Here is a 25,806-nt window from a genome sequence, read left to right on the forward strand (position 1 = left end):
GCCGAAGGCTGGGGGCCATCGGCGACCGACGACAACGCGGCGAGGTGCGTGCCCTGGCGTCGCGGGCCTGGCCTGATCCACAAGACACGCCCTAGCTCGTGGCCCGGCCGAGGTAGGTCAGGGGGCCGGGGTCGGCGACGGGGATCTCGTGGAAGCCCATCCGGTCGTAGAAGGCGCGCGCCGCCGTGTTCGCCGTGACCATCGCCAGGTGGACCCGCGCCGCCCCGGCCCCGGCCAGGGCGGCGAACAGCTCGGTCAGCAGGGCGCGGCCGTGGCCGCGGCCCTGGTGGTCGGGCAGCAGGTCGATGTGCAGGTGGGCCGGGTAGTCCGCGACCTCGGGGACGAGCATCCGCTCCGGCCGGTGCAGGAGCGCCGTCATCACCTCGTCGGGGGTCGTCGGTTCGCCGGCCGGGAGCGGATGGCGATCGGCGACCACGGGCAGCCACGTGCGGCGGAACTCGCGGACGAAGCGCGGGGTGTCGCTGGTCCCCAGCACGTAGCCGACCGGCCCGGCCCCGTCGTCGAGGACGAAGGCCAGGTCCGGTTCCAGCTCCGTGTAGGGCGCGGCGAAGATGTTCGGCAGCAGGTCCTGGTCGTGGTAGCTGCCGCGGGCGTCGCCACCGGCCTCGGCGGTGCGCATGCAGATGTCGAAGACGGCACCCCGGTCCTCGGGGCGGTACGGGCGGATGACGGGCGCGGGCATGCGGAGCCTTCCGGACAGATGATCTGGGAGCGCTCCCATCCTATGGGGAGCCCCGCCGGTGTCCGGCGGGGCTCCCGTGTCTGGTCGGGTCAGCGCTGGAGGGTGAGGAGGCCGGGGCGCCAGGGGAGTTGGTCGTAGGGGCCCGTGGCGTTGGGGCTCTTGCCCTGGTAGAGGAGCTGCAGGTTGCAGGGGTCGATGGTCATGGTCTGGTCGGGGTTGTTGCGGACGAGGTCGCCGTGGCTGATGTCGTTGGTCCAGGTGGCTCCGGCGTTGGCCTTGCCGGCAAAGGGGTTGTTCTCGGTGGCGGCCTGCGGGGTCCAGCTGCCGTTGAGGCTGGTGGCGGTGAAGGAGCGGAAGTAGCGCTGCTCGTGGGCGCCGCGGGCCTCGACGATCATGAGGTACTGGTTCCGGTCCTTGACCTTGTAGACCTGCGGAGCCTCGAACAGGTTCTCCGGGGTGTCGGTCATGACCGTCGTGTACGAGGAGCCGAAGTTGCCGGGGAAGTTGCCGATGGGCATGCTCGCCCGGTAGATGCTGCCGTTGTCACCGGCGAAGAACAGGTACATGTTCTGGTCGTCGGCGATCAGGGTCTGGTCGATCGGCCCCGTGCTGGACTTGGGCAGGCTGCCGGTGAACAGCGGCTGCGGCGCGGACCAGCCGTTGGGGTTGGTCGGGTCGCTGGAGGTGCGGTAGACGAACGGCCACGGACCCCACTGGTAGGCGAGCACCCAGATCTTCTTGGGCGCGAAGTAGAAGATCGTCGGCGCCACGGCGGCCTGGTTCATCCCGGTCTGCGGGGCGGAGGCCATGCCCGACCAGTCGCCGAAGGGGGCGAACGCCATCGAGCCGTAGGACTTCCCGTTCACGTTCGACGCGTACACCAGGTGCTTGCCGTTGTACGTGACGTCGGTGAAGTCCTTCACCGCGCTCCAGCCGTTCGCGGGCTGCGCCAGCGCGCCCGTCGAGGACCAGTGGTACGTCGACGGCAGGGCGCAGGTTCCGCTCGGGGCGGGCTCTGCCGGGGTCGGGGCCGGGGCGGTCGACCCGGACGGCCGGAGGTTCCAGTGCTGGTTGGCGCCGCCCCAGGAGTCCCAGATCTGGACGGGGGTGCCGTTGCCGGTCTGGCCGCCGGGGGTCTCTAGGGCGCGGCCGCTGGCGACGTTGACGAGGGTGTACGAGCCGTCGCTGTTGCGGTTGGCCTTCCAGCGCTGGTTGGCACCGCCGTGGGCCTCCCACACCAGCGGCTGCGTGCCGTTGGCCGTCCGGCCGGCCGGTTCGTCCAGGACCTTGCCGCTGGCGAGGTTGGTGAAGGTGTAGGAGCCGTCGTCGTTCCTGGCGGCCCGCCACTGCTGGTTGGCGGCGCCGCCGGCGTCCCAGACCTGGAGCGGGGCGCCGTTGCCGTTCTGCCCGGCGAACTCGTCGAGGACCCGACCGGAGGCGCCCACCGCGGAGATCATGTAGACGGCGCCCGGGGTGATCCCGCCGCCCGGCGTGCCACCGCCCGACGTGCCGCCGGCGCTGCGAAGGGTGGCGAGGACGTCGGTGTAGGCGGGCTTCCGGTTGCCGTTGTTGTCGAACAGCAGCGGGTTCTCGCCGGTGCGCCAGGAGTCGCTGTCGCGGATGCCCCAGACGGTGATGCCGGTGCAGCGGGCGACGTTGAGGCAGGACTGGACGGCGCCGGCGTAGGCGGTGGCGGGGGCCTGGGCGATGTCGAGTTCGGTGATCTGGACGTCGACGCCGAGTGCGGCGAAGTTGGCCAGGGTGGTCTGGTAGCTGGGCGGGGGGCCGCCGGCGCCGAAGTGGCTCTGGAAGCCGACGCAGTCGATGGGTACGTCGCGGGACTTGAAGTCCTTGACCATGTGGTAGACGCCCTGGGTCTTGGCGTCGGACCAGTTCTCGATGTTGTAGTCGTTGTAGCAGAGCTTGGCCGACGGGTCGGTGGTGCGGGCGGTGCGGAAGGCCTCCTCGATGAAGCCGTCGCCCAGCAGGCGCTGGAAGACGGAGTCGCGGTGCCGGCCGCTGCCGTCGTCGCTGAACGCTTCGTTGACCACGTCCCAGGCGTAGATCTTTCCCTTGTAGTGGGACATCTCCTGGGTGATGTGGTTGTTCATCACGCTGCGCAGGGTGTTGGCGTCGCCGGTGGCCTTGACCCAGTCGGGCAGTTGGGAGTGCCAGACGAGGGTGTGGCCGCGCATGCGCTGGCCGTGCGCGGAGGCGTGGTTGACGATCGAGTCGGCGGGGGCGAAGTTGAACGACCCGCGTGAGGGCTCGACGGTGTCCCACTTCATCTCGTTCTCCGGGGTGATCATCTTGAACTCCCGGTCGAGAATGGTCGAGTAGGCCGGGTCGCCGAGCCTGCCCGACGCCACCGCCGTACCGAAGTAGCGGCCGCTGCCGGCTGCCGCGTCGCCGACCGTGGTCGGCGAGTTGGTGCCCGGTGTGAGCGCTGCCATGGCGACCAGCGGGACGGCGGCACCCGTGGCGGCGAGGGCCACGGCGATGGCGATCACGCGGCGGGTCGCCGGACGGCGGCGGTGAGAGCGGTTCTGATCTGGCAAGGGTTCGTTCCCTCTGGGACGGAGTTGGCCTTGGTCTTCGGCCTCGGTCACCTGTCAGTTGCCGCCGTGCGCACAGAGGTTGCCGCGATCGGAGAATATTTTTTTGGGTGTGGGGGAGGGAGGCCCTGCGCGCTGACGAGGCCCGGTACATCGGCGTGCGCCTGGGCGCGACGGATGCGAACGGCGGAACCCCGGCCGGTGGGCGGCCGGGGTTCCGCTGTTCGCGGACCGGGGGTCAGTGCTGGAGGGTGAGGAGGGCGGGGCGCCAGGGGAGTTGGTCGTAGGGGGCGGTGGAGCCGGGGGTCATGCCCTGGTAGAGGAGTTGGAGGTTGCAGGGGTCGATGGTCATGGTCTGGTCGGGGTTGTTGCGGACGAGGTCGCCGTGGCTGATGTCGTTGGTCCAGGTGGTGCCGCTGTTGGCCTTGCCGGCGAAGGGGTTGTTCTCGGTGGCGGCCTGGGGGGTCCAGGTGCCGTTGAGGCTGGTGGCGGTGAAGGAGCGGAAGTAGCGTTGCTCGTTGGCGCCGCGGGCTTCGACGATCATGAGGTACTGGTTCCGGTCCTTGACCTTGTAGACCTGGGGTGCTTCGAAGAGGTTCTTCACCGTGTCGGTCATGACGGTGGTGTAGGAGGAGCCGAAGTTGCCGGGGAAGTTGCCGATGGGCATGCTGGCGCGGTAGATGCTGCCGTTGTCACCGGCGAAGAACAGGTACATGTTCTGGTCGTCACCGATCAGGGTCTGGTCGATCGGGGCGGCGCCGGGGATGCCGCCGGTGAACAGGGGCTGCGGCGCGGACCAGCCGTTGGGGTTGGTCGGGTCGCTGGAGGTGCGGTAGACGAACGGCCATGCGCCCCACTGGTAGGCGAGCACCCAGATGTTCTTCGGTGCGAAGTAGAAGAGTGTGGGCGCCACCGCGTTCTCGTTCATCCCGGTCTGCGGGGTGGAGGCCATGTCCGACCAGTTGGTGAAGGGGGCGAACGCCATAGAGCCGTAGGACTTCCCGTTCACGTTCGACGCGTAGACCAGGTGCTTGCCGTTGTAGACCACGTCGGTGAAGTCCTTCACCGCGGTCCAGCCGTTGGCCGGTTGCGCCAGCGCCCCCGTCGAGGACCAGCGGTAGGTCGAGGGCAGCGGGCAGGTGCCGCCCGGCGGGGTGGACCCGGACAGGCCGCTCCACTGCTGGTTCGCTGCGCCGCTGCACGGCCAGATCTGCACGGCCGTGCCGTTGGCCGTGCCCCCGCCCGCGACGTCCAGGCACAGCCCGGACTCCACGCCGAGGACGCTGCCGTCGGAGTTCACCCGCCACTGCTGGTTCGCGCCGCCGGTGCACGTCCAGATCTGCACCCGGGTACCGGCCGTGGTGGCGTGGCCGGGGACATCAAGGCACTTGTTTCCGTACACGGTCAGCTCGTTGGCGGAGCTCGCCGTCCACTGCTGGTTGGTCCCGCCCCAGCAGTCGTAGATCTGCAGGGCGGTGCCATCGGCCTGCCCGGCGTTCTGCACGTCGAGACACCGCCCGGAGCCCGTACCGCGCAGGGCGCCGGTGCCGGTGCCGGTGCCGGCCGCCTGGGCCGGGTCGGCGACGACCATCGTCGCCAGTGCCGCCACGACCGCGAGGACGGCCGTGAGCACCGTGGACAGGCGCCGGTAGGTGGAACTTCGTCTGCGCATGGGGATCTCCAGGGGAATGGGCGGAGCTGTCGCACGCCTTCGTCATGGTTGGGCTCCGGGTGCGCCGTGCGTACGCTCCGGGAGCCGGCAATCGGCCTGCGCGGAGCGGGAGAGGTGCTCCCCCCGCTCCGCCCCGCCTGCGGTTCAGCTCACCTGAACGTCCAGTGCTGGTTGGCACCGCCCCAGGAGTCCCAGATCTGGACGGGGGTGCCGTTGCCGGTCTGGCCGCCGGGGGTCTCCAGGGCGCGGCCGCTGGCGACGTTGACGAGGGTGTACGAGCCGTCGCCGTTCTGGCCGGCCTTCCAGTGCTGGTTGGCGCCGCCGTTGGCGTCCCAGACCGCCACCCTCGTTCCGTTGCCCGTCTGGCCGCCCGGCTCGTCCAGGACCTTGCCGCTGGCCATGTTGGTCAGCGTGTACGAGCCGTCGCCGTTCTGGTCGGCGCGCCACTGCTGGTTGGCGGCGCCGCCGGCGTCCCAGACCTGGAGCGGGGTGCCGTTGCCGTTCTGCCCGGCGGGCTCGTCGAGGACGCGTCCGGCGGCCACGTCGGAGAGCGTGTAGACCGTGCCGGAGGTGATGCCGCCGCTCGGTGTGCCGCTGCCGCCTCCGCCCAGGGCGCTGAGCACCGCGCCGTAGGCGGGCTTCTTGTTGCCGTTGTTGTCGAACAGCAGTGGGTTCTCGCCGGTGCGCCAGGAGTCGCTGTCGCGGATGCCCCAGACGGTGATGCCGGTGCAGCGGGCGACGTTGAGGCAGGACTGGACGGTGTTGGCGTAGGCGGTGGCGGGGGCCTGGGCGATGTCGAGTTCGGTGATCTGGACGTCGACGCCGAGTGCGGCGAAGTTGGCCAGGGTGGTCTGGTAGCTGGGCGGGGGGCCGCCGGCGCCGAAGTGGCTCTGGAAGCCGACGCAGTCGATGGGCACGCCGCGGGACTTGAAGTCCTTGACCATGTGGTAGACGCCCTGGGTCTTGGCGTCGGACCAGTTCTCGATGTTGTAGTCGTTGTAGCAGAGCTTGGCGGACGGGTCGGCGGTGCGGGCGGTGCGGAAGGCCTCCTCGATGAAGCCGTCGCCCAGCACGCGCTGGAAGACGGAGTCGCGGTGCCGGCCGCTGCCGTCGTCGCTGAACGCCTCGTTGACCACGTCCCAGGCGTAGATCTTCCCCTTGTAGTGGGACATCTCCTGGGTGATGTGGTTGTTCATCACGCTGCGCAGGGTGGTGGCGTCGCCGGTGGCCTTGACCCAGTCGGGCAGTTGGGAGTGCCAGACGAGGGTGTGGCCGCGCATGCGCTGGCCGTGGGCGGAGGCGTGGTTGACGATCGAGTCGGCGGGCGCGAAGTTGAACGACCCGCGCGCGGGCTCGACGGTGTCCCACTTCATCTCGTTCTCCGGGGTCACCATGGTGAACTCCCGGTCGGCGATGGCGGAGTACGTCGGGTCGCCGAGCCTGCCCGAGGCCACGGCCGTACCGAAGTAGCGGCCGTTGTCGGCGGCCGCCGCACCCAGCGTGGTCCCCCCGGCGGCGTGGGCCGCCGGGCTCGCGGTGGCGGCGGCCGTGACCGAGCCGGCGAGCAGGCAGGCGGCGGTCGTGAGGACCGTGCGGAGACCGGGTTTCTGCTTGAGCCATGGCATGACGGATCGTTCTCCTCGTGGGTGGGGGATTCCTGCGTACCGCTCGGGAACCGGCTGTGCGTCCTGACGCTGGTTCCGGAGCGGGCACTCGGCCGATCCGTTCTGTTCCGATCCGTGCTGATCCGGTCCGTTCCGGCCGAGCAGGGCGGGCGGTGCGTGTGCGTGCGGGGTCGGGCCGACGGGGATCGGCCTGGCGGGCGAGGTCCGTTAACGCTCACAATCCACCGGGGAAGACTGCGGCTCGACCTGGCAGGTCGGTACTGGCGGGTCAGCTCTGACGGGCGGTGTCAGGGCTTCGCGCGACGGCGGGCCGTCAGGTCACGCCCCAGGAGCTCGCGGGCGCGCGGGAGCGCTCCCTGCGGGCGTCTCGCCAGGGGCAGTTTGTCGTACGGCTCTTGGGGGTGCGGAGAGTTCACGACGGTGATCCGTCCTGCTGACGGGAGTGGGGGCATCCCTGCGGCACCGGCGGCCGTGGCGGGGTGGGTCGGCCGGACGGTGTCGCGCAGCGGTGCGGGTGGAACCGGCTTGGCATCGACACGGCCGCGCCCTCCGCCGGTCGGCGAGGACGGCCCCGGATCGATCCGGGGCCGTGGGACGTGTCGACGGCGACAGTGTTGGCCGGGGCCCGACAAGCTGTCAACGGTTTCGACAAGCACATCGAAAGTCTCGGGACCGTCCGGTGGGCCGGGATGCCGGTCAGCTGCTCGGCGGTCGGGGCATGTGCAGGAACTTGTCCGGGATCTCGCCGATTTCCGGTGGTCACTCCGCAGTGCAGAGCGCGATCTGCACCGGCGAACGTGCTCGAAAGTTTCGGCGATCCCCCTCGGCCGCCGAGAAGCGGCCTCCGCATCGACAGGGCGTGCCGCCATCGGCCGACCGTCGGGTCCTGGGCCCGCCTCCGGGACGGATGTTAGCGCTCACATGCGTCCCCGGGCGAGGCGCCGGGCTGTGGCGCCGCCGCGCGACGGGGTGGCGGACGGTCGAGATCGGGGCGGGGGCTGCGGCTCTCGACGGCGAGAGTGCCGCAGCATGCTCCTCCGGGCGCGGCAACTGCCCATGTTTCTGACGAGTTGACGGTGCTTCGGGCCACCCCCGGCGACCCGGTCAAGATTGAGTAACGGGACGCAAGAGCCTTGCCGGGGCCATTTGTGAGCGCTAACAATCTGTTCCGAGCGAAACGGCGTCGAAACCTCACGTTCACGTGACGGGTGCCGCTCGCGCGATCGACGAACCCGAGAGGAAGTCCCACCATGTCCAAGAAAGCTGCGGCGGCTCTGGTCGCCGGTGCGATGGTCACCGTCCTCACCGCGTGCGGTTCCGGCGGCGGTGGGGGCTCGGCCGACAAGGGGCCCGGCCACAAGCTCGTCGTGGGCTTCTCGCAGGTCGGCGCGGAGAGCGGATGGCGCACCGCGAACACCAAGTCGATCCAGGAGTCCGCGAAGAAGGCGGGCATCGAGCTGAAGTTCTCCGACGCGCAGCAGAAGCAGGAGAACCAGATCAAGGCGATCCGCTCGTTCATCCAGCAGAAGGTCGACGTGATCGCCTTCTCGCCGGTGGTGGAGTCGGGTTGGGACACCGTGCTGAAGGAGGCGAAGGACGCCAAGATCCCGGTGATCCTCACCGACCGGGCGGTGGACTCCAAGGACGACTCGCTCTACGTCTCCTTTCTCGGCTCGGACTTCGTCGAGGAGGGCAAGAAGGCCGGCGACTGGCTGGTGAAGGAGTACCAGGGCAAGTCCGACGTCGTGAACATCGTCGAACTGCAGGGCACCACGGGTTCGGCGCCGGCCAACGACCGCAAGGCGGGCTTCGGTGACGTGGTCAAGGCGGACGCCAAGTTCAAGGTGGTGGCCTCGCAGACCGGTGACTTCACCCGGGCGAAGGGCAAGGAGGTCATGCAGGCGTTCCTGAAGGCCCAGCCGAAGATCGACGTGCTGTACGCGCACAACGACGACATGGCGCTCGGGGCGATCCAGGCGATCGAGGAGGCCGGCAAGGAGCCGGGCACCGACATCAAGATCATCTCGGTGGACGGGGTGAAGGACGCCTTCACCGCGATGAGCCAGGGCAAGATCAACGTCGACGTGGAGTGCAACCCCCTCCTCGGCGACCAGCTGATGGACCTGGCCAAGAAGGTCAAGGCCGGCGAGCAGGTGCCGAAGCGGATCAAGACCGAGGAGGGTGTCTTCACCCAGGACCAGGCCGCCGCGGCGCTGCCCACCCGCCAGTACTGACCGGCCCGGCCGGCCCGGGGAGCGATCGGCGGATCGCTCCCCGCGGGGCCGGGTCGTACGAGGAGAGGAGAACCGGGGTGCGTCAGCAACCGGTCCTGGAAGTACGGGGGATCCGCAAGGAGTTCCCCGGGGTGGTGGCGTTGGACGGGGTCGACTTCCGGCTCTTCCCCGGCGAGGTGCACGCCCTGATGGGGGAGAACGGCGCCGGGAAGTCCACGCTGATCAAGGTGCTGACCGGGGTCCATCCGGCGGACGGCGGGGAGATGGTCCTGGCCGGGGAGCGGGTGCGGATCGCCGGACCGCTGCAGGCCCAGCAGGCGGGCATCAGCACCGTCTACCAGGAGGTGAACCTCTGCCCGAACCTGTCGGTCGCGGAGAACATCTTCATCGGCCGCGAGCCGCGCCGCCTCGGCCTGATCGCCTGGTCCGAAATGCGCCGCCGGGCCGCCGAGTTGGTGCGCACGCTGGATCTGGACATCGACGTCAGCGCGCCGCTGGACAGCTACTCCATCGCCGTCCAGCAGCTGGTCGCCATCGTCCGCGCGGTCGACGTCTCGGCCAAGGTGCTGATCCTGGACGAGCCGACCTCCAGCCTGGACCGCGACGAGGTGAGCCAACTCTTCGCCGTGATGCGGAGGTTGCGCGACCAGGGGGTCGCGATCCTGTTCGTCTCGCACTTCCTCGACCAGATCTACGAGATCTGCGACCGGATGACCGTCCTGCGCAACGGCCGGCTGGAGGGCGAGTACCTGACCAGCGAGCTCAACCAGGTCGACCTGGTCTCCCGGATGATCGGCTCCGAACTCGCCGGACTCGACCAACTCGCGGGCGGCCAGCGGGGCGAGCGCTCCGTCCCGGCCGCCGGCCCGGCCTTCCTGGAGGCCGAGGGCCTGGCCCGACGGGGCGCCGTCGAGCCGTACGACCTCGCGATCCGCCCCGGCGAAGTGATCGGCCTGGCGGGCCTGTTGGGGTCCGGCCGGACGGAGGCGGCCCGACTGCTGTTCGGCGCCGATCACAAGGACGGCGGGGCCGTGCGGATCAACGGCACCGAGGCCGACCTGCGGACCCCGCGTGACGCGATCGCCCACGGCATCGCGTTCTGCTCGGAGAACCGCAAGACCGAGGGCCTGGTCGGCGAGTTGACCGTCCGCGAGAACATCGTGCTGGCGCTGCAGGCGGCCCGCGGCTGGACCCGTCCGCTGTCGCGCACCGTGCAGGACGCGTTGGCGGAGCGCTGGATCCGCACCCTCGACATCCGCCCGGGCGACCCGGAGGCGCTGGTCCGCAACCTCAGCGGCGGGAACCAGCAGAAGGTGCTGCTGGCCCGCTGGCTGATCACCGACCCCAAGCTGCTGATCCTGGACGAGCCCACCCGCGGCATCGACATCGGCGCCAAGGCCGAGATCCAGAAACTGGTCGCGGACCTCGCCGAGAAGGGCATGGCGGTGCTGTTCATCTCCGCCGAACTGGAGGAGGTGCTGCGGCTCAGCCACCGCGTCGGCGTGCTGCGCGACCGCCGGATGGTCGCCCAACTGCGCAACGACGGCGCGCTCACCCCGGAGCGCGTCCTGGCCACCATCGCGAGCGGAGCGGAACAATGACCACGGCCCTGACCACCCCATGGGCCAGGGCGGTGACCCGGTCCCGGCTGTTCTGGCCGGCCGTGGTGCTGGCCGCGCTGCTGCTCGGCAACCTCGCCTTCACCCCGGACTTCTTCGCGATCCACCTCAAGAACGGCCACCTGTACGGCAGTTCGATCGACATCCTGCACTTCGGCGCCCCGCTGATCCTGGTGTCGCTCGGTATGACCCTGGTGATCGCCACCGGCGGCATCGACCTCTCGGTCGGCTCCACCGTCGCCATCGCCGGCGCGCTGGCCTGTCAGCACATCAGCCAGGCCGCCGACCCGGCGAGCCTCGGCACGGTGTTCGGCGCGGTGGGCATCGCGCTCGCGACGGCGGTGCTGCTGGGCGCGGCGAACGGTGTGCTGGTGGCCCGGGTCGGGGTGCAGCCGATCATCGCGACCCTGATCCTGATGGTCGCCGGACGCGGCGTCGCCCAGCTGATCACCGACGGCCAGATCATCACGATCACCAGCGAGCCGTACAAGCTCATCGGCGGTGGCTACTGGCTGGCGATGCCGTTCGCGATCCTGCTCAGCGGGCTGGTCGCACTGCTGACGGCGCTGCTCACCCGCTCCACCGCGCTGGGCATGCTCCTGGAGTCGGTCGGCGGCAACCCGGTCGCCAGTCGGCTGGTCGGCATCCGGGCGATGCGCCTGGTCGGCCTGGTGTACGTGTTCAGCGCGCTGTGCGCGGCGGTCGCCGGACTGATGGTCTCCTCCAACGTCTCGGCGGCGGACGGCAACAACGCCGGCCTGTGGATCGAACTCGACGCCATCCTCGCGGTGGTGATCGGCGGGACCTCGCTCAACGGCGGCCGGTTCTCGATCGGCGGCACGGTCCTCGGCGCGCTGATCATCCAGACCCTCTCCACCACCGTCTACACGATCGGCATCCCGCCGGAGACCACGCTGGTGTTCAAGGCGTTCGTGGTGATCGCGGTCTGCCTGATCCAGTCGCCGAACTTCCGCGCCAAGGTCGCCAAGCGCGGCGCCGGACGCCACAGCGGAGCCCGACCCGCTCCAGCCACCACCACCAACACCAACCGGGAGGTCGGCGCGTGAACGCCAACGCCCTGCTGGCCAGAGTGCGCGGACAGATCCCGCTGCTGGTCACCTCCGTCCTGCTGGTGTCGATGTTCACCGCCGGATCGGTGCAGTACGACGGATTCTTCTCCGGGCAGGTGCTGCTCAACCTGCTGATCGACAACGCCTTCCTGCTCGTGGTCGCGGTCGGCATGACCTTCGTCGTGCTGACCGGCGGCATCGACCTGTCGGTCGGTGCGGTGGTGGCCCTGTCCACGATGGTCTCCGCCTGGCTGGTGGAGCAGCACGGCTGGCCGCCGCTGCTGGTCATCCCGCTGGTGCTGCTGATGGGTACGGCCGGCGGCTGGGTGATGGGGTGGGTGATCCACACCTTCGAGATCCAGCCGTTCATCGTGACGCTGGCGGGCATGTTCCTGGCCCGGGGCCTTTGCTACACGATCAGCATCGAGTCGATCTCGATCACCGACCCGTCGTACACCGCGATGGCGCAGACCCGGATCCCGCTCGGCGACCTGTTCATCTCGCCGAGCGTGCTGATCGCGCTGCTGGTGGTGGCGGCCGCGTTCGTCGTCCTGCACTACACCCGCTTCGGCCGGAACGTGTACGCGCTCGGCGGCAGCGAGCAGTCGGCCCTGCTGATGGGCCTGCCGGTGGCGCGGACCAAGACCACCGTGTACGCGATCAGCGGCTTCTGCTCGGCGCTCGGCGGCGTCCTGCTCACCTTCTACATGCTCTCCGGCTACGGGCTGCACGCGGTCGGCCTGGAACTGGACGCGATCGCCGCCGTGGTCATCGGCGGCACCCTGCTCACCGGCGGCTCCGGCTACCTGCTGGGCACCGTGCTGGGCGTGCTGGTGCTGGGCCTGATCCAGACCGTGATCAGCTTCCAGGGCACCCTCAGCTCGTGGTGGACCAGGATCGTGATCGGCGGGCTGCTGTTCGTCTTCATCGTCCTGCAGCGACTGATCACCGCCCGCCGCCGATAGCCGGAGCGGTCCTCGGCGGTCGGGTCCGCAGGGCCCGCGTCCCGGCCCGAGGCCGAACGCCGGGCACCGAACGCCTACCGCCGGTGGTGCGGCGGGGGAGGGGGAAGGGTGTCGGCGCCCGGTGCCGGCTCCGGCCAGACCAGCAGGACGGGGCAGGGCGCGTGGTCGACGACGAAGCGGGTGGCGGGGCCGAGGCTGTGCGGTCCCAGCCGGGAGCGGTCGCCGTCCCGGGCCAGGACCAGCAGCTCGGCCCCGTCGGCCGCCGCGACCACCTCGCGTTCGGCGCGGCCGGTGCGCTCCAGCCGGGTGCAGGGGCGGGCGAGGCGGTCGGCGGCGGCGTCCAGGAGCTGCCGGGCGGAGGCGGCGGCGAGGTGTTCCACCTGGTCGCCGGGGTCGCGCTCGCGGTGGCCGCGCCCCAGCAGGCCGGCGAAGGCGCCGTGGGCGACGCCGGGGACGTCCTGGCCGCTGACGTGCAGCAGGACGAGCTCCGCGCCCTGCGGCGCGTGGACGCGGGCGGCGTCGACGCAGGCGGGCCAGGTGCCTTCGGCGATCCAGACGACGACGGTCACGGTGTCGGCCTCCTCATGCTCCGATGATCTGCAGGGACCCCCACAGTGCCACCACGGACAGCGTCAGGGCGGCGGGTACGACGAGCAGCCCGAGCCGGGTGAACTCGCCCAGGCCGAGCTCGGTGTCGTGCTCGCGGACGATCCGCCGCCACAGCAGGGTGGCCAGCGAGCCGGCGTAGGTGAGGTTGGGGCCGATGTTCACCCCCAGCAGCACGGCCAGCACGGCGCCGGAGCCGGAGGGCACGGCCAGCGGGAGCAGCACCAGGGTCGCGGGCAGGTTGTTGATGACGTTCGCCAGGACGGCCGCCAGCGCGGCGACGCCCAGCAGCGCGGGCAGCGAGGTGCCGGACGGGAGGAGGTGTCCGAGCGCGGAGGCCAGCCCGTTGTCCACCACCGCCCGGACCACGATGCCGAGCGCCAGGACGAAGGCCAGGAACGGCACGGCGGCCGAGCGGACGATCGCCACCGGAGTGGTGCGGCGCCGGGCGAGCGCCCGGACGGCCAGCACCAGCGCGCCGGCCATGGCCGCCCAGGCCGGATCGATGCCGACGATCGAGGTCAGGACGAAGCCGGCCAGCGTGCCCGCCACCGTGACCAGGGCGAACAGCGGCAGCTCCGGCGCCGCCACCTCGGTGCCGGCCGCGGTGCCCGCGTCCAGGTCGGCGGCGAAGAACCGGCGCAGCACCACGTACTCGACGGCGACGGCCACCAGCCAGGGCAGCGCCATCAGGGCGGCGAAGCGGGTGAAGCTCAGCCCGCTCGCGGTGAGGGCCAGCAGGTTGGTGAGGTTGGAGACCGGCAGCAGCAGCGAGGCGGTGTTCGACAGGTGGGTGCAGGCGTAGAGGTGCGGCTTGGGGCGGGCACCGAGCCGGGCCGCGGTGGCGAACACCACCGGCGTCAGCAGCACCACGGTGGCGTCCAGGCTGAGCACGGCCGTGATCACCGAGGCGACGACGAACACCTGCGCCAGCAGCCGGCGCGGGCTCCCGGCCGCGGTGCGGGCCATCCAGGCCCCGCAGGCGCGGAACAGCCCCTCGTCGTCGCACAGCTGGGCCAGCACCAGCACGGCCGCCAGGAACCCGATCACCGGCCCGAGCCGCTCCGCCTCGGCCACCGCGTGCGCCGACGGGATCGCGCCGGTGGCGACCACCAGCCCCGCGGCGGGGACGGCGACCACCGCCTCCGGCCACCCCCACGGCCGGGCCACCGCACAGACCAGCACCAGGACCAGCAGGCCGACGGACAGTGCTTCGGCGAACGACGTACTCAGGGTCCTGCTCCTCGCGGGCGGTGGTGACGGCGGTGACGGCGGCTACGGCGGTCCCATCGAACCAGAGCCTCCCGGGCCGCGGCACGTCGGGCGGGCCGGGGTCGACCGACGACCGACGACCGACTGCCGTTCGCCTCGCCGATCGGGCGGGCCCGGCCGCAGCGGTCACCGGGCCCGTGCCCGGTGGAAGACCGGCGCTGCCTGCGGTGCGCCCTGCCGTCGCGGTCGCGGCGCGGCCTCGGCGGCCTGGACGTCGGTGGCCGGGGCGTCGGTGGCCGGGGCGTCGGTGAGCTGGGCCTCGGCGGCCCAGCGGCGGGCGAGGACGGCGCACACCATCAGCTGCACCTGGTGGAAGAGCATCAGCGGCAGCACCATCAGTCCGGCCGCCGCGCCGGGGAAGAGGACGGCGGCCATCGGGACGCCGCTGGCCAGGCTCTTCTTGGAGCCGCAGAAGACGATCGCGATCAGCTCGCCCCGGTCGAACCCGAGCCGGCGGCCGCCCAGCAGGGTCACGCTCAGGACCAGCGCCAGCAGCGCGGACTCGACCACCAGCAGGGCGGCCAGCCGGGGCAGCGAGAGCGTGCCCCACATCCCGCCGACGACGGCGGCGCCGAAGGCGCTGTAGACGACCAGCAGGATCGAGCCGCGGTCCACCAGGGCGAGGACGGCGCGGTGGCGGGCCGTCCAGGGGGCGATCCAACGGCGCAGCAACTGCCCGGCGGCGAACGGCAGGAGGAGTTGTTCGGCGATCTCCAGCACGGTGCCCGTCGAGATGCCGCCCCTGGTGTGCAGCAGCACGGCGGCGAGCAGCGGGGTCAGGAGGATGCCGAAGAGGCTGGAGAAGGTCGCGCTGCAGACCGCGGCGGCGGTGTTGCCGCGGGTGATCGAGGTGAAGGCGATCGAGGACTGCACGGTGGAGGGCAGCAGGGTCAGGAACAGCAGGCCCTGGTAGAGCTGCGGAGTCAGGACGGTCGGCACCAGCAGGTGAGCGGCCGTCCCGAGCAGGGGGAAGAGGACGAAGGTCACCGCGAGCACGGTGCCGTGCAGTCGCCACTGCTTGAGGCCGTCCCAGGCCTCACGGGCGGAGAGCCGGGCGCCGTAGAGGAAGAACAGGACGGCGACCCCGCCGGTGGCGGCGTCCGAGATGACCGGTGCGGCGGTGCCGCGCGCGGGGAGCAGGGCGGCGACTGCCACGGTGGCGAGCAGGGAGGCGATGAACGGGTCGATCCGGAGGCGGGCGCGTCGTCGAAGCAGTGGTCGGGCGCGGAGGCGGCCCGTTCGGCGGGTGTTTCCTCGGCTGTGGGGCGGGGTGTTCGGGCGGGCCATGGTTCTCCGCGCTGGTGGTTCGGGTGGGACGGCCTCAGCCTGCCGCCCGTTCGGGTGAGTGTGAATCCCGCTGGCCGCACTCACTGTCATCATGATGCGTGATATCAGCGGATAGGCTGGCTGGATGTTCGATCCGGTGCAGTTGAGGTCCTTCCTCGCGGTGGCCCAGACCGGCGGCTTCACCCGCGCCGCCCAACGGCTGGGACTGCGGCAGTCGACGGTCAGCCAGCACGTACGGCGGCTGGAGGAGGCCGCCGGCCGGCGGTTCTTCCTCCGCGACACCCACTCCGTGCAGCTCACCGGCGAAGGCGAGGCGATGCTCGGGTTCGCCCGGACCATCCTGGACGCGCACGAGCAGGCGCTCGGCTACTTCGCGCACACCCAGGTGCGCGGGCGGGTGCGCTTCGGTGCCTCGGAGGACTTCGTCCACACCGAACTGCCGCAGATCCTGCGGGGCTTCCGGCGGCGCAACCCCCAGGTCGACCTCGAACTCACCGTCGGGCTGAGCGCCGTGCTCTACGAGCAACTGGCCGACGGGCGGCTCGACCTGGTGCTCGGCAAGCGGCCGCCGGGCGGTGACACCCAGGGCCAACTGGTCTGGCAGGACCGGCTGGTGTGGGCCGCCGCGGAGGACTTCCGGCTCGACCACCCGGCGGAGCCGCTGCCGCTCATCGTCTACCCGCCGCCCAGCATCACCCGGGCCCGCGCCCTGGACGCCTGCGAACGCGAGGGCCGGCCCTGGCGGATCGCCTGCACCAGCACCAGCCTGTCCGGGGTCCGGGCCGCCGCCCTGGCCGGCCTCGGCGTGGTGCCGCACGCCCGCAGCCTGATCCCGTCGGACCTGCGCCCCTTGCCCGACCAGTCGGGCCTGCCGGACCTGGGCACCACCGACTTCGCCCTCACCACGGGGCGCACCGCGGCCCGCGGCCCGGCCCAGGCGCTGGCCCGAGCCGTCCTCGCGGACGCGTTCCGGCTGCACCGCGCGCCCACGGCGGCGGAGGCGCCGGCCCCGGTGGAAACCCGCTGGTGAGGGGTGTTCGGGGCAACGTAGACTCCCGTGCTCGTGACCGAGACCACCGCCGCCGCTCCGATACCCGGCCCCGCCGACCTACCGCCCGTCACCCCGCCCGTCACCCCGCCCGCCACCTTGCCAGACACCCCGCCGGCCACCTCGCCGGGCGCTGACGCCGAGCTCGTCGCCGCGGCCGTGGCCGCCGCCGGGCGCGGCATGGTCGGCCGGGAGACGGTGGCCGAGGTGGTGGCGCTGTGCGCCGTCGCCGGGGAGCACCTGTTGGTGGTCGGCGCGCCCGGGACGGCGAAGTCGGAGGCGGTCCGGCGGGTCGCCGCGCAGCTCGGCGGGCGGTACTTCGAGTACCTGCTCGGCCGCTTCACCGAGCCCAACGAACTGTTCGGACCGGTCGACCTGCGCCGACTCCGGGAGGGCCGGGTCGAGTTCGAGACCGCCGGGATGCTGCCCGAGGCCGAGATCGCCTTCCTGGACGAAGTCTTCCTCGGCTCGACCGCCGTCCTGAACACCCTGCTCGGCCTGCTCAACGAACGGGTCTTCCGGCGCGGCGGCACCGTGCTCGCCAGTCCGCTGCGGATCTGCGTCGGCGCGGCCAACCACCTGCCCGAGGACCCGGCGCTGGCCGCCTTCGCCGACCGGTTCCTCGCCCGGGTCTTCGTCGAACCCGTCGTCGACGCCCGGCTGGAGGAACTCCTGGAAGCCGGCCGCCGCCCGGCCGCGCCCGCGGCCACCGGCGCCCTGCTCGGCGCCCTCGACCGGCTGACCGCCGCCGCCCGCGGCTGCGACCTCGACGCCGTCACCCCGCTGCTGGCCACCGCGCTGCGCCGACTGCGCTCGGCGGGCGTCCCGGTCAGCGACCGGCGGGCCGTGCGCTCGCAGAACCTGGTCGCCGCGGCCGCCGTCCTGGACGGTCGCACCGCCGCCTCCGCCCGCGACCTCTGGGTGCTGCCGCTGATCGCCCCCACCGCCGACACCCAGGCGCTCGCCCGCGAGGCCCTCGCCGACCTGATCGACCGGGCCGCCAACCGCAGCCTGGCGCACACGGCGGAGGAACTCTCCCGCAGCAGCGCGGCCCGCGCCGAGCGCCTGCTGCGTACGGGCACCGCGCTGCTCGCCGAACACGGCGGGCTGCCGGACGGTCAGGACTCCCGGCTGCGGCTGGAGGCCGCGCTGCGCGAGATCGACGCCGGCTTCGACCCGGCGGACCTGCCGGCGCCGCTGACCGGGCTCCGGGCCGGACTGGTCGCGGCGGTCACGGCGGGTGCAACAGGTGCGGCGGTCGCACCGGTCACGGCGGGTGCGGCGGTCGCCTCCCGGTGACCGGTGCCCCGCTCCGCTGGGAGCGCCGTGAACCACCGCTGGAACCGGTCGCCGCCCTCGCCCTCGGCACCGCCGTCCCCGCGCTCGCGGCCGCGACGCGCTCCCGGCTGGCGGCCGGGCACCGGCTCGCCGTGGCGGCCGACGGGACGGCGCTGCTGGTCCTCGGCGAGGCGCCGGACCTGCCCTGGGCCGACGGTGCCCGCTACCTGGGCGAGGACGACGGCGTGCTGGTGCCCACCACGGCCCGCCCGCAGCCCGGGGCGGCCCTGTGGCGGGTCGCGCTCGGGGCGGCGGACGGGCAGTTGTGCGTCCTCGTCCCCGGCCACGCACTGGTCGGTGACCGTCCGGCGCCCGTCCGAGGCCCGGCGGACCTCGACCGCTTCGTGGAGCCCGGCAGTGGGGAGCCGGGCAGTGGGGAGCCGGGCATCGTGGAGCCCGGCATCGGGGCGCCGGGCATTGGGGAGCCGGACGGAGGCGTCGCGCGGAGCGGCGGGGAACGGGTGCGCGAGCAGGGAGGACCTGGACGGTGGAGCGGTACCACGCGGAGCGGAGCGGAAGCGTGAGCAGCGGGGCGACGGTCGAGGCGGCGGAGCCGGTCCGCCCGGCCGACCGGCCGGCGCGGGTGCGTGGCCGGTGACCGCCGCACTCGCGCCCTGGGCCGGGACGCTGTCCGCGCTCACCCCCGAACTCGCCACCGCGCTCGGCCCCCTGCTGCGCCGCCTGGACGCGCTGATCGGCGCGCACGAGCCCGTCGCCGGGTCCGAGGGCGAGCCGGACGGCTACGGCGGTCTGGCCCGCGGCCGACGGCCGGAGCGGCTGCTGCCCTCCGAGTGGCTGCTCGCCGAGGAGTACCCGGAGGAGTTCCTGCGCCGGTGGAGCGAGGGTGAACTCCTGGAGCTGGAAACCGAGTTGCGTGCCCCCGAGGGCCGCGGCCAGGTGGTCGTGCTGGTGGACGCCGGACCGGCCCAGGCAGGCGCGGCGCGGCTGGTCCAGCTGGCCGCGCTGCTCGTGCTGCACCGCCGGGCGGCGGCCCGGGGCAGCGAACTGCTGGTCGGCGTCCTGGGGGACCCGCCCGGGCGGCTGATCGGCGGCGACCTCGCCGAACTGCTGCCGCGCTGGCTCAAGGCCCGTCAGCACACCGACCCCGAACCCGAGGACGTCCGGTACGCGGAGCGGGCGCTGGACCCGGCCGCGCAGTGCTGGCTGCTCACCTCGCCCCGGCTGGCGGCCCGGCTGCCCGCCCGGCGGCGCACGGTGGCGAGCGAGGAGGCGGGCTGGAGCGCGACGGGCGTCGCGCGGGTGACGGTCCGGGTGGACGGCGCACCGGCCGTCGAGCTGCCGCTGCCCCCGGCGAGGGTCGCCGTGCGGGCGCTGCGCGGCAGCGGCTTCCGGGCCTCCGCGCAGTTGGACGCCCAGCTGCCCGCCGTCGGCGGGGCGCTGCCCGCGTTCACCACCGACGCGGCCACCCTGCTGGCCCGGGGCCGGCGCGCCGATGTGCTGATCGCCGTGGCGCTGTCGGGCGGACACCCCGACGGTGCCGCCCGGCCGCGCCGCCACGAGCTGTTCGGCCCGGTGATCGCGGCCGCGCGCACCAGCGGGCGGCTGCTGGCGCTGTGCGCGCGCAACGACCGGCTGGAACTCTACGTGAGCGGACGGGCGTTGAGCGGCTCCGACGGCTACCGGGTCAAGTCGGCGACCGTCGGCCTGCCGGAGATCGGCTCTCCGGAGTTCGCCGAGCTGATGGCCCAGCCGGTGCTCCCGCTGCTGCGCGAGGGCGATGCCCTGGTGCTGCCGGTGGCCGGCCGCTGGCGCCGGATCGAGCGCGGCGGACGGGTGTCGGCGGACGGACCGGTCGTCTCCACCGAGGGCGGACAGCCGTTCCGGCGTGGGCGGGAACCCCGGCTGTCGCCCGTCCCGCTGCCCGCCGACGCGGCCGGGGCGCCGCACCTGGTGCACGGCGGCGGTGCCGTCGGCTGGTCGGAGGACGGGCGGACCTGGGAGGTCCGTCCGGGCCGGGGCGAGCACCGCCGGATCCGCCTCGGGGAGGGGGAGACCGAGGTGATCGGACTGGTCGAGGACGGCTTCGAACCCGTCCTGATCACCTGCACCCGGGCCGCGGGGCTGGTCCGCGCCGTCCGGGCCGACGGGGTCCGTACGCTCACCGCGCTGTCCGGCGGCACGACCGCCCCGGCCGTCCACCCCCGGCTGCCGCTGCTCGCCGCCGAACCCCGCCCGGGCCGGGTGGTCGTCGCGAACGCGACCGACGGGCGCACCCACGCCGTGATCAGGAGTGTCGACTGATGAGCAGTTCCCCGACGAGCAACCGCGTGGCGAGCAGTCCCGTCGTGGGCAGCCCCGTGCCGGGCGCCCCGGTGGTCGACGCGGCCGGGTTCCTCCTCGACGTGCCGCTGATCGGCGCCGCCGAGGCGGCCGAGCGCGTCCTCGCGCACTGGCAGGACGGCGCCCGGCTGAGCGAACTGCCGGACGGACGCTGGCTGTTGCGGCTGGCCGAGCCGGTGCGGACCCGCACCGACCGGGCACCCGGCGCGCCGCTGCAGCTCGCCGGACAGGATCTGGTGGCGAGCCCCGGGCAGACCGGCCGACCCGGTGAACTCGTGCTCGCCACAGGTGCACTGACGGTTCGTCATGTCATCGCCGAGCTGCGGCCGGTGGACCCCTCGGAGTGGCTGGACCTGAGCGGGCTCACGCTCCACCGGCTGGGGCCGGTCGGCACCGCCGTCGAAGCCGAACCGGTCGGGACGGACCTGCCACGCCCGGCCGCCGTGGACCTACGGGCCGTGGCCGGTATCCCCGGGCGCAGCCGACGGGCCGGTCGGCTGCTGGGCGAGCCGGCTCCAGGTGCCGCGAGGGCGCGCCGGATCTCCGGGGTCGTGACCGCCCTGGTGCTCGCGCTGGGTCTGTCCTTCCTGGCCTCGGTCGTGGCGACCGGGGTGCCCAAGGCGCCCGTGATCGTCCTTCCGGTGCTGGTCGGCGCCTCCGCCGGACTGACGTACCGCTGGTACTCCCGGGTCCGTCCGGGTCTCCGGTTCGGCCGACCCGGCGGCAGCGGCCGGACCGGCCGGCCCGGCACGGCCTTGGCCGCCCCCGTTCAGCAGCGCCGGCCCCGGCAGCGTCCGCCCCGGCGTCCGCCCCGGCGTCCGCGCGGCCAGTGGCTGGCCCGGTTCGCCCTGCGCAGCCCCGCCGGGGCGCTCCTCCGGGAGCGCCACGCCCGCTACCTGCACCAGCTCTCCCGCTCCTTCCGGCAGCGCCGCTGGGAGGACGCCCTGCGCGACGCGATCCGGCTCTCCGGCGCCGATGGCCGCCCGGAGCAGGGCCTGCTGACCCTGCGCCTGCCCGACCGCTTCACCGGCGCCCTGCGGCCCAGCGCCCAGGAGCGCGGCGGGGCGCCGCTGGCGCTCCCGCTCAGCGGCCCGACCGTCCACGAGTACCTGACCGGCCTCTACCGGGACGCCGCCGAGGCCCTGGAGCGCGACGGCCGGATCGACGAGGCCGCCTACGTACTGGCCGACCTGCTGGCCCAGCCCGCCGAGGCCGTCGCCCTGCTGGACCGGCACGGCCGCACCGCCCAGGCCGCCGAGCTCGCCGAAGGCCGCGGCCTGGCCGCGGAACTGGTGGTCCGGCTGCACTGGCGGGCCGGGAACCGGGAGCGGGCGGTGCGGATCGCCCACCGGCGCGGCGCCTTCGCCAGCGCCGTCGAGCGGCTCACCGCCACCGACCCGGCGGCCGCCCGTGAGCTGCGCACCGCCTGGGTGGACCACCGCCGCCGGGCCGGGGACCGGCTGGGCGCGGTCGAGGCCGCCTGGCCGGACGAGACGCTGCGCCCGGGCGTGCTGCCGGACCTGCGGGAGGCCGCCGAACTCGGCGGTGCGGCCCGCGGGCGGGCGCTGGTCCACCTGCTGGCGCTCGGCGAGGACGTGGCGGAGCCCGTCCGGGCCCTGCTCGCCGAGGCCGGGCCGACTGCCGGCGCTTCTCCGAGCGCCGCTGAGCCGGGGTCCACCGAGCCGAGTGCCACCGAGCGCGCGGCCGCCCTCGCGGCCCTCGCCGAGCTGCGGTGCGCCGACCCGGCCGTCGACCGCGAGCTCGCCACCCTCGCGGTACGCTCCCTGGTCCGTACCGGCGGACTGCCCGGCCGCGCCGCCGTACGCTCCGAAAGCACCGTCCACACCCGGCTGTTGAAGCGCGCCGACCCGCTGGCCGCCGCCGACCTGCCGAAGCCCCGGCGCACCGGGCCCGGCCGGAGCGGGGCGCTCACCGTCACCGCCGCCGACCGCCCCGGCACCCTGCCCGTCCTGGACGCGGCCCGGCTGGACTCCGGCCTGGTGCTGGTGGCCTGCGGCCAGGCCGGCGTACGGCTGCTCGGCCCGGACGGCCGGACCCGCGCCCGCTGGGACGTGCCCGCCGAGCAGCTGGTGGTCGCCGACCACGGCGGCACCGTGCTGCTGGTCGCCCGCTACGGGACGGTCCGAGAACTGTTCCGGCTCGACCTCGCCACCCGCCGGGTCGAGCGGTGGATGGCCCTGCGGGTGCGCGGGATCGTCCCCTCCTACGACGGCCGCCACCTGCTCACCGTCGACCAGGACGGCATCGCCGTGCTCGACACCCGCGCCACCCGCCCGACCGTCGTCCACCGCGAACTCGGCGACGACCAGCAGGCCGTGGGCCGGATCGCCCGCACCCCCGCGAGCTGCGCCGTGGTCGTCCACACCCGGGCCGGCGGCCACACCGCCGAACTGACCGAACTGTGGCGCTGGGACCAGCCCGGCTGGGAGCTGCGCGCCCGGCAGCAGGTCGAGCTCGACGACTCCGTCGACCGGGTGGCACTCGCCGACGGACGGCTGCTGACCGCCCGCCCCGGCGAAGCCCCCGGCGCCAGCGTGCTCCGCTGGACCGGCCGGGGCAGCGCCGAACAGACCGTCACCGGCCCCCCGGTGGTGCTCGGCGCCGACGGCACCCACTGGGCGTTCACCGAGCGCTCCGAGGACGGCCTGCGGACCACCGTCGGGGGCGCCTCCGGGGCCGCCTTCACCGCCCTGCTGCCCGGGGCGGTGACCGACCCCGTGCTCCGGCTGCGCGCGCACGCCGGGGCGGTGACCTGCTGGCACCGCAGCGGGCGGGTGTTCGCGGTGCGCGCGGACGGTACCGAGCTGCTGGCCAACCTGCGGGTCACGGCGGGCTGACGGAGGTTTGCCAGATGGCGTTCGAGGAGGTGGGCCGGTGTCCTGGCCAGTGGTGATCGTTGTCGTCCCGGCGGAGCGGCGTGCGGAACTGGAGCTGCGCTTCCGCGCACTCGGCCCGTTCTGGCAGCCGGCGCCGCAGGACGATCGGGTGCACTGGGGCGGCAGCTCGTACGCCCTCGACCTGTCGGGGGAGGTCCTGCGCGACTTCGAGCCCGAGGACCTCGAAGAGCTCACGGCCCGGATCGGGGAGCCGTACGCCGTCCGGGTGGCGAGCGAGTCGATGGACGCGGCCCGGGCCCTGCTGCGGCACGTCCTGCCCGGCCTGGCCGCGATCGTCGACACCGACCACTGGGAGCTCATCCCCTCCGACGACTTCCTCGGCCTCCTCGCCCGTCACCCCGCGTGGGACTGGCGCCGCCTCCCGAGCACGGAACTCCCCGGCGTGTCCGGCGAGTTCGGCGAGCCCGGTGCGTCCGGCGGTGCGGAGAGGTAGGCGTCCAGGCGGGCCGCGGCGGTGAGCATGGCGCGGCCCCGGGCGGTGAGCCGCTGCTGCCAGCTGTCGAGGGCCGCGGCCAGGCCGTCCGTGCCGCCCGCCGTGCGAACCTGCCGGAGGACGGTGGCGATGTGCGCCAGCGGGTGGCCGCCGCGGCGTAGCAGGTGGGCCAGTTCGGCGTCGCGGACGTCCTCGGGGCGGTAGTACCGGTGCCCGCCGGGGCGGTCGCGGGCCGGGGTGAGGATGCCGGCCGTCTCCCAGGTGCGCAGGGTGGCGGGGGTGAGGTCGAGCCGGTGGGCGAGTTCGCCGATGCTCAGCGGGCCGGGGAGGGTGGTCGCGGCCCGGGTGGGCGGGTGCGCCGAGGTGAGGTGGTCGACCGCGCGGCGGACGGTGGCGAGGGTCTCCCGGTCGCGCAGCAGCTGGGCGTGGCCTCGGTCGAGCGCCGTCAGCGCCTCGTCCGGACGGTCGGCATTGACGGCGGACATCACCAGGCCCGCCGTCGCATGCCCGAAGGCCGCGACGAGGGAGAGGAAGGCCCGCAGCGCGGCGGCGTGGCGCTCGGTGTAGATCCGGTAGCCGGTGGGGGTGCGCTCGGTGGGCGGCAGGAAGCCGTCACGCTCGTAGTTGCGCACCGCCTGGGTCGAGAGGCCGTGTTCGCGGGCGAGGTCGGCAGGGCGCACGGCGGTGACCTCCTGGTTTGAGACTTTTCATCGAGAATGCCGGGCCGAGAGGGGAAAAGTCTCAACCGAGCTTTCAAGGATACGCTTGAGGTTCATGAGCCAGGACATCTTCATGACCCAGGACATCGGAGACTTCCGCACCCCTTCCTGCGAACTGCTGGCGCTCGGCGAGCCGACGCACCAGGAACCGGCTTTCGGACTGGTCCGCAACCGGCTGTTCGCCCAACTCGTGGCACAGGGCTTCCGCTCGATCGCCCTGGAGACCGACCGGGTGGCCGCGCTGGCGGTGGACGACCACGTCCGGCACGGCGTCGGCACCCTCGACGCCGTGCTCGCCGAAGGCTTCACCCACGGCTTCGGCGCCCAGCAGGCGAACCGCGAACTCGTCGCCTGGATGCGCGAGTTCAACCGTGACCGGGAGGCCGCGGAACAGGTGGCGTGCCACGGCTTCGACCTCCCCACCGAGAACACCACGGCGCCCAGCCCGCGCCGCTACCTCGAACACGCCCGTGACTACCTCCGGCTCGACCTGGACGTCGCCGCCCTGACGGGGGAGGACGAGCGCTGGGAGCGTGAGGAGGCGATCCTCGACGCCGCCGCGTCACCCGGAGCCACCCCCGAGGCCGAACGGCTGCGCCGTACTGCCGACGATCTGCTCAACCAACTCTACGTACGCGCACCGGACTTGATCGCCGCGACCTCGCACGCCGAGTGGCTCCGGGCCGGTGTCCACCTGCGCGCCGGACTCGGAGTGCTGCGCTACCACGCCCAGGCGGCGGTCCAGGGCCTGGGGACGAGCGCCCGGATCTCCGGTCTGATCAGGATGCGGGACGCCCTGATGGCGCAGAACCTGCTCGACATCCGCGCCGTCGAGGCCCGGCGCGGGCCGACCCTGGTGTTCGCCCACAACCGGCACCTCCAGCGCAACCCGAGCGCCTGGTCCCAGGACGAACTGGACTGCGGATGGAACGGCGCCGGCTACATCGTCGGCTCGCTGCTGGAGGAGCGCTACGTGTTCGTCGCCGGGAGCCTCGGGCGCAGCGCCGCGCTCGGGCTCGGCGAGCCGGCGCCGGGGACGTACGAGGCAGGGCTCCAAACCGGCGCCGGCGCCTGGCGGTTGACCGCCCCGCCGGTCTCGGGCACCGCCCGTACCCGGACCGACACCACCCCGCGCCAGGGCTACTTCCCGCTCGACCCGGAGACCCTCGACGGCGCCGCCGCGCTGCTGCACATCGTCGACGGCGGGGCTGTGGGGTAGTCCGTCGTCACGGCCCCGGGTAGGCCGCCCGCAGGCGGGCGACCAGGGCGGCGGTCAGCGGCGTAGGTGGCCGGAGCGGGGCGCGGAGCGCTTCACGGGGCGGGGGGGGGGGGGGGGGGGGGGGGGGGGGGGCACCGGGGTGTCCTCCCCCCTAGAGGCGCCCCGCTCCCCCCATCGCCCATACGTACCGGCCCTCGCCATATTTCCTCTAACACCCATAAA

At 73.3% G+C, this 25,806-nt stretch carries 18 protein-coding genes and 1 pseudogene; 11 read left to right on the plus strand and 8 right to left on the minus strand.

The window, feature by feature from the left end; genetic code table 11:
* Positions 1-91 precede the first annotated feature (91 nt).
* The 4 genes and pseudogenes from ACZ4W5_RS15285 to ACZ4W5_RS15300 all read right to left on the minus strand — a co-directional run.
* Entirely contained in the window at positions 92-703 is a 612-nt protein-coding gene (locus ACZ4W5_RS15285; RefSeq protein ID WP_465654855.1) for a GNAT family N-acetyltransferase, read from the minus strand.
* 89 nt (positions 704-792) lie between these two features.
* Complete coding sequence (locus tag ACZ4W5_RS15290) at positions 793-3,156, minus strand: non-reducing end alpha-L-arabinofuranosidase family hydrolase (RefSeq protein WP_465654964.1); 2,364 nt, start codon at positions 3,154-3,156, stop codon at positions 793-795.
* Between the two features lie 340 nt (positions 3,157-3,496).
* A complete protein-coding gene (locus ACZ4W5_RS15295) occupies positions 3,497-4,930 on the minus strand; it encodes a non-reducing end alpha-L-arabinofuranosidase family hydrolase (RefSeq protein WP_465654857.1) in 1,434 nt (477 codons plus the stop codon).
* Positions 4,931-5,082: 152 nt separating this feature from the next.
* A pseudogene (locus tag ACZ4W5_RS15300) lies at positions 5,083-6,555 on the minus strand (glycoside hydrolase family 10 protein); the annotation flags it as partial.
* Between the two features lie 1,250 nt (positions 6,556-7,805).
* On the opposite strand from ACZ4W5_RS15300, the gene ACZ4W5_RS15305 reads away from it, so the two are divergent.
* The 4 genes from ACZ4W5_RS15305 (at position 7,806) to yjfF (ending at position 12,443) form a co-directional block, all read left to right on the plus strand.
* Positions 7,806-8,789, plus strand: coding sequence for an ABC transporter substrate-binding protein (locus ACZ4W5_RS15305; RefSeq protein WP_465654859.1), 984 nt, complete (start codon positions 7,806-7,808; stop codon positions 8,787-8,789).
* A gap of 77 nt (positions 8,790-8,866) precedes the next feature.
* Positions 8,867-10,390 (plus strand): sugar ABC transporter ATP-binding protein, encoded by a 1,524-nt coding sequence (locus ACZ4W5_RS15310; protein ID WP_465654861.1) that lies wholly within the window; start codon positions 8,867-8,869, stop codon positions 10,388-10,390.
* Positions 10,387-11,475, plus strand: a complete 1,089-nt coding sequence (locus tag ACZ4W5_RS15315) for an ABC transporter permease (RefSeq protein WP_465654863.1) — start codon at positions 10,387-10,389, stop codon at positions 11,473-11,475. Before ACZ4W5_RS15310 ends, ACZ4W5_RS15315 begins: the two co-directional genes overlap by 4 nt.
* The gene (gene yjfF, locus ACZ4W5_RS15320; protein WP_360229340.1) at positions 11,472-12,443 is read left to right on the plus strand and encodes a galactofuranose ABC transporter, permease protein YjfF; all 972 of its coding nucleotides are present in this window, start codon (positions 11,472-11,474) and stop codon (positions 12,441-12,443) included. The genes ACZ4W5_RS15315 and yjfF overlap by 4 nt, the downstream gene beginning before the upstream one ends.
* Positions 12,444-12,517: 74 nt before the next feature.
* On the opposite strand, the gene ACZ4W5_RS15325 is transcribed toward yjfF, so the two are convergent.
* The 3 genes from ACZ4W5_RS15325 to ACZ4W5_RS15335 all read right to left on the minus strand — a co-directional run bounded on the left by ACZ4W5_RS15325 (position 12,518) and on the right by ACZ4W5_RS15335 (position 15,608).
* The gene (locus ACZ4W5_RS15325) at positions 12,518-13,012 is read right to left on the minus strand and encodes a universal stress protein (RefSeq protein ID WP_465654864.1); all 495 of its coding nucleotides are present in this window, start codon (positions 13,010-13,012) and stop codon (positions 12,518-12,520) included.
* 13 nt (positions 13,013-13,025) lie between these two features.
* Entirely contained in the window at positions 13,026-14,282 is a 1,257-nt protein-coding gene (locus ACZ4W5_RS15330; protein ID WP_465654966.1) for an arsenic transporter, read from the minus strand.
* A gap of 165 nt (positions 14,283-14,447) precedes the next feature.
* On the minus strand, positions 14,448-15,608 hold the full coding sequence (locus ACZ4W5_RS15335) for a bile acid:sodium symporter family protein (RefSeq protein ID WP_465654866.1): 1,161 nt from the start codon (positions 15,606-15,608) through the stop codon (positions 14,448-14,450).
* A gap of 124 nt (positions 15,609-15,732) precedes the next feature.
* Between ACZ4W5_RS15335 and ACZ4W5_RS15340 the strand changes: the two genes are divergently transcribed.
* From ACZ4W5_RS15340 to ACZ4W5_RS15365, 6 genes are all read left to right on the plus strand, one after another.
* Positions 15,733-16,638, plus strand: coding sequence for a LysR substrate-binding domain-containing protein (locus ACZ4W5_RS15340; RefSeq protein WP_360229346.1), 906 nt, complete (start codon positions 15,733-15,735; stop codon positions 16,636-16,638).
* 33 nt (positions 16,639-16,671) lie between these two features.
* On the plus strand, positions 16,672-17,955 hold the full coding sequence (locus tag ACZ4W5_RS15345; RefSeq protein ID WP_465654868.1) for an AAA family ATPase: 1,284 nt from the start codon (positions 16,672-16,674) through the stop codon (positions 17,953-17,955).
* A complete protein-coding gene (locus ACZ4W5_RS15350) occupies positions 17,952-18,518 on the plus strand; it encodes a bpX5 domain-containing protein (RefSeq protein WP_465654870.1) in 567 nt (188 codons plus the stop codon). The genes ACZ4W5_RS15345 and ACZ4W5_RS15350 overlap by 4 nt, the downstream gene beginning before the upstream one ends.
* Before the next feature lie 70 nt (positions 18,519-18,588).
* Positions 18,589-20,256, plus strand: coding sequence for a hypothetical protein (locus ACZ4W5_RS15355; protein ID WP_465654871.1), 1,668 nt, complete (start codon positions 18,589-18,591; stop codon positions 20,254-20,256).
* Positions 20,256-23,153 (plus strand): bpX6 domain-containing protein, encoded by a 2,898-nt coding sequence (locus ACZ4W5_RS15360; protein ID WP_465654873.1) that lies wholly within the window; start codon positions 20,256-20,258, stop codon positions 23,151-23,153. Before ACZ4W5_RS15355 ends, ACZ4W5_RS15360 begins: the two co-directional genes overlap by 1 nt.
* Before the next feature lie 37 nt (positions 23,154-23,190).
* Positions 23,191-23,646 carry a hypothetical protein gene (locus tag ACZ4W5_RS15365; RefSeq protein ID WP_465654875.1) on the plus strand — a complete coding sequence of 152 codons (456 nt, stop codon included), beginning with the start codon at positions 23,191-23,193 and terminating at the stop codon, positions 23,644-23,646.
* On the opposite strand, the gene ACZ4W5_RS15370 is transcribed toward ACZ4W5_RS15365, so the two are convergent.
* Positions 23,547-24,326: a TioE family transcriptional regulator gene (locus ACZ4W5_RS15370; protein WP_465654877.1), complete on the minus strand. Its 780-nt coding sequence runs from the start codon at positions 24,324-24,326 to the stop codon at positions 23,547-23,549. The two genes, ACZ4W5_RS15365 and ACZ4W5_RS15370, sit on opposite strands and share 100 nt — an antisense overlap.
* 94 nt (positions 24,327-24,420) lie before the next feature.
* Here ACZ4W5_RS15370 and ACZ4W5_RS15375 point away from each other — a divergent pair, with 94 nt between their 5' ends.
* Positions 24,421-25,584, plus strand: coding sequence for an erythromycin esterase family protein (locus ACZ4W5_RS15375; protein ID WP_465654879.1), 1,164 nt, complete (start codon positions 24,421-24,423; stop codon positions 25,582-25,584).
* Positions 25,585-25,806 lie beyond the last annotated feature (222 nt).

The sequence above is a fragment of the Kitasatospora sp. NPDC029367 genome (assembly GCF_055569135.1).

Bases quoted from the DNA above. Each gene is read 5' to 3' on its own strand.
- ACZ4W5_RS15290 (WP_465654964.1), bottom strand. From the start codon at position 3,156: ATGGCAGCGCTCACACCGGGCACCAACTCGCCGACCACGGTCGGCGAC.
- ACZ4W5_RS15375 (WP_465654879.1), top strand. From the start codon at position 24,421: ATGAGCCAGGACATCTTCATGACCCAGGACATCGGAGACTTCCGCACC.
- ACZ4W5_RS15360 (WP_465654873.1), top strand. From the start codon at position 20,256: ATGAGCAGTTCCCCGACGAGCAACCGCGTGGCGAGCAGTCCCGTCGTG.
- ACZ4W5_RS15295 (WP_465654857.1), bottom strand. From the start codon at position 4,930: ATGCGCAGACGAAGTTCCACCTACCGGCGCCTGTCCACGGTGCTCACG.
- ACZ4W5_RS15285 (WP_465654855.1), bottom strand. From the start codon at position 703: ATGCCCGCGCCCGTCATCCGCCCGTACCGCCCCGAGGACCGGGGTGCC.
- ACZ4W5_RS15335 (WP_465654866.1), bottom strand. From the start codon at position 15,608: ATGGCCCGCCCGAACACCCCGCCCCACAGCCGAGGAAACACCCGCCGA.
- ACZ4W5_RS15305 (WP_465654859.1), top strand. From the start codon at position 7,806: ATGTCCAAGAAAGCTGCGGCGGCTCTGGTCGCCGGTGCGATGGTCACC.
- ACZ4W5_RS15340 (WP_360229346.1), top strand. From the start codon at position 15,733: ATGTTCGATCCGGTGCAGTTGAGGTCCTTCCTCGCGGTGGCCCAGACC.
- ACZ4W5_RS15315 (WP_465654863.1), top strand. From the start codon at position 10,387: ATGACCACGGCCCTGACCACCCCATGGGCCAGGGCGGTGACCCGGTCC.